Origin of the sequence: Congzhengia minquanensis, from assembly GCF_014384785.1 — a bacterium.
Taxonomy (GTDB): Bacteria; Bacillota; Clostridia; order UBA1381; family UBA9506; genus Congzhengia; species Congzhengia minquanensis.
Genome location: NZ_JACRSU010000011.1, coordinates 1 through 3,804, shown reverse-complemented (window position 1 = coordinate 3,804; position 3,804 = coordinate 1). Strand labels below are relative to the sequence as shown.

The 3,804-nt window shown below is 36.3% G+C and carries 4 protein-coding genes; all 4 read left to right on the top strand.

The window, feature by feature from the left end; genetic code table 11:
* Positions 1-1,089: RHS repeat-associated core domain-containing protein (locus H8698_RS13115; RefSeq protein ID WP_249313885.1), on the top strand; the 1,089-nt coding region annotated here is incomplete at its 5' end.
* A 21-nt stretch (positions 1,090-1,110) separates the two neighbouring features.
* Complete coding sequence (locus tag H8698_RS13110) at positions 1,111-1,701, top strand: hypothetical protein (protein ID WP_249313884.1); 591 nt, start codon at positions 1,111-1,113, stop codon at positions 1,699-1,701.
* A 97-nt stretch (positions 1,702-1,798) separates the two neighbouring features.
* A complete protein-coding gene (locus H8698_RS13100) occupies positions 1,799-2,962 on the top strand; it encodes an RHS repeat-associated core domain-containing protein (protein ID WP_346726851.1) in 1,164 nt (387 codons plus the stop codon).
* A 14-nt stretch (positions 2,963-2,976) separates the two neighbouring features.
* Positions 2,977-3,459 carry a hypothetical protein gene (locus H8698_RS13095; protein ID WP_249313883.1) on the top strand — a complete coding sequence of 161 codons (483 nt, stop codon included), beginning with the start codon at positions 2,977-2,979 and terminating at the stop codon, positions 3,457-3,459.
* Positions 3,460-3,804 lie beyond the last annotated feature (345 nt).

Sequence of the window (3,804 nt, the reverse complement as noted above, 5' to 3'; positions counted from 1 at the left end):
CCGGAAGGGTTCAGAAGCTCGAAAACAGCCGGCGGCAAAACGACTTGTTTTTATTGGGACAGAGGCTATACGATTAATGAAAGTGACGGGACCAATTTCACCGCCCGCAACACAATCGGTATAGGAGGAATTATAGCGCGGAAAACGTCTGCCGCAACAACGTATCTGGCGAAAGATATCCACGGCGACACAGCATATACACTGAATACAAACGGCACAAAGGATGCCGGATATAGATACTTTGCATTTGGCGAACAGTGGTCGCACTCTGGTTCCCAGGATAACCCTTACCGCTACTGCGGGGAGTATATTGATAATGAAACAGGGTTTATCTACTTAAGGAACCGGTATTACGACCCCAAGCTCGGCAGGTTTATCAGTGAGGACCCGGCTAAGAGCGGCTCTAACTGGTATGTTTATTGTGAGAATAATCCATTGAAGTTTGTGGATCCGTGGGGGTTGGAACCGTCAGGGATGAGTTATTATATTGTTGTTTTTGCAGGTATTAATACAAACCAGGGTTCGTTTGAATACGTTGGTGAAGAAATTAAGTCACAGATTTTAAACCAAAGTCCAAATAGTGTCGTTAACGTAAACACAATTTATCCATATGACGATTCCATATCAGGTGGTTTGATTGATGATTCTATACAAGTAGGTATAAATGCATTGAATTTACCTGGTAATGCAGTGAAAGATATGGCACAGCAGGTTATAAATGGATACAATGGAGAAGAAGTTGTTAATTTTGTTGGATATAGCGGAGGCGGTGTCGCGGCAAGTCGCACTGCAGAACAACTCAATGAAGATGGGTGGGGCGCATCCATTAACAAAATAATACGGGTAGGATCTCCAAATCTGTATGTAGGTAACTGGTTTGTCAACAGGACTGTGGACTTAGCGTTAATTGATGATCCCATTCAGACAATAACCTTTACTAGAGGTCGAATGTATACACCACCAATAAAACATTATATTTATGACTTAACAACAAATGGTAATGGGTTTAATAAACATACTCAATATTGGAATCCTTGGAATAGAAATTTAAATAAAACAGTGGCACATATCGTATATAATATGCGTTAACCAATCAGGAGGTGAAAGGCTATGAATAAAGTATTTAAAATAATGATTATACTTCTGGCACTGGTACTTATAACATCGGGGATATATGTTGTAATTCATACAAATAATAAAAAAGTAAAGCAGAATAAGCAAATGGAAATAATTGAAGTTACAGAGGAGCAACTTAGAAATAATATAAATACAATTGCAAAAAAACATACAAATAAACATGCCTTCTGTGAGTTGGTGGGAAGTGATGAGATAGATACCTATTTATTTAATGATGAAGTTAGAAATAAAGTTGGAGACTTAGGAGACTTAGATCGAATTGTATTTATTGATGCAAGTATTGTAAATGCTTTTAAAATAGACCGATCTTATAAAGAGGTTTATGGGATATTCGAAAGCCTTATGTACCTTTCAAACAAGGTAACACCGTTTAATATTATCGGTGTTTCATGTGTCTATACAAGTGGTGGTATGGATAACACTAATTTTCAACTTACGCTGGTTACTACAGAAGAATTTAATTCACTTTTAAGTACCACAGATATAACTGGTTTAAACAGTGAACAAGCTGCAGAAGTTATAGCAAATAAATGGATTGAAGACATCGGTTATATAAAAAAATAATAAAAAAGGCAGGCGACATTGTTAAGAAAAGTGGCAATGTCGCTTGCTAAATTAACGATAAGTAGGATTAGAATATCTAAAAACTGATAGATGACATATAACGACCGACCGGAGCCAAATAATTGCGGATAAAGAAAATAAACGTGAAAAAGGTGCCTATACCTATGACCCGGAAGGGTTCAGAAGCTCGAAAACAGCCGGCGGCGCAACCACAAGGTTTTATTGGGACAGAGGCTACACGATTAATGAAAGTGACGGGACCAATTTCACCGCCCGCAACACAATCGGCATAGGAGGAATTATAGCGCGGAAAACGTCTGCCGCAACAACGTATCTGGCGAAAGATATCCACGGCGACACAGCATATACGCTGAATACAAACGGCACAAAGGATGCCGGATATAGATACTTTGCATTTGGCGAACAGTGGTCGCACTCTGGTTCCCAGGATAACCCTTACCGCTACTGCGGGGAGTATATCGATAATGAAACAGGGTTTATCTACTTAAGAAACCGGTATTACGACCCCAAGCTCGGCAGGTTTATCAGTGAGGACCCGGCTAAGAGCGGATTAAACTGGTATGTTTATTGTGAGAATAATCCGTTGAAGTTTGTGGATCCTACAGGCTTAACAGCAGGACAAATTAACGGTCAAAATGGGTATGGAGGTATTTACGACTCTTTTGCATATGTGAATGACAAATATCAAAATGGTTGGTCATCTAAAAGATGGGGAACACTTGAACCAAATGTTCCTAGATTTGTAATGAATCGTTTTCAGCGTAACGCGAATAATTGTACTTTAACTGCTATCACAAGAATATTTGCATATCATAGGAACATAAATGGAAAAAGCAATATACCAGACAATATGACTCTGTATAATGACCTTAAGACTATTGCAGAAAGATATGGATATTCTGATGAAGATGGCTTAGGCCCAACAAAAATTAATAATGTTCTAAATGATGCTATCGAAAAATATGGATATGAAGGTAAAGGCCGAAGTATCTATATTTGGAATTTTGATACTGTAAGAACTGAGATTGATGCAGGAAGGCCTTTATTACTTAATATTGCATCTGGATATTATGAAAATCATACAGTAACAGTTGTAGGTTATAGTGAGTTTGAAAAAAATGGCCAAACCAAAAAATTTCTTAAAGTATATGATGGCTGGGTTGATGGTAACAGATATATTGATTACGACAAATTTGTTAATCAAAGCTTAGCGAGTTTTTCAATAGCAAATTTTAATTAATTGAGGTGAGATTTTTGAGTATTAGATTATTAGTAACTATTACGTTCATCATTGTTATATTTATTGTTTTATTGATTTATTTTTTTCCTAAATATAAAAAAATAATCATAATAGGAATATTTACAGTGTGCTTTATTACTATTACCAGCCAAGCTATGTATCTATTGAATCCACAATTTAAACAATTTATTGATTTTAAATTCAACAATAGTACTGAATATACATATGTAATTGACAATCAGACAAGAAAAGTTCCTCTTCCCCCTAAAACTATTTTTCTATATCGTACCTCAGAGATACAAGCTGTGTATTTAACAAATGTATCAGAGCAAGAAGTAGTAGATTTTTATTTTTCTATGGCGGACAGTAATGTGTTAAAAAAAAATATTGAAAAACAGTCAACACAGCTCCTATTTGACTACAACGAAAGTTCATTTTCTGTTACTTGTGAGCCTTCAAAAAATAATATTAAGCTATTCATTGAGACCATACAGTAACACAAATGGAGGGGCGGTTATGCCGCTAGTACTGAACGCACCAATAAGCAGATAAGATAGATTTACAATACCGCAATTAATTTAATCCATAAAATTTTAGGGTAGTCAAATGACTACCCTATTGTTTCGTTTTTTTAACTCAATAAAGAACAATTATTCGTTCAATATTCTGTTGACAATAATATATAAACTATATATAATTAACAGCAAAGAGTGCTTTTTGGGCAACGGACTGACCACGCAATATGAGTATGAGAACGAGCAGGGGTTGCTCAGCAAAGTATCTTATGGTTCGAGCGGAAAGTATCAGACATTTGAGTATAATCTTCAAGGCGAGCCCACCTT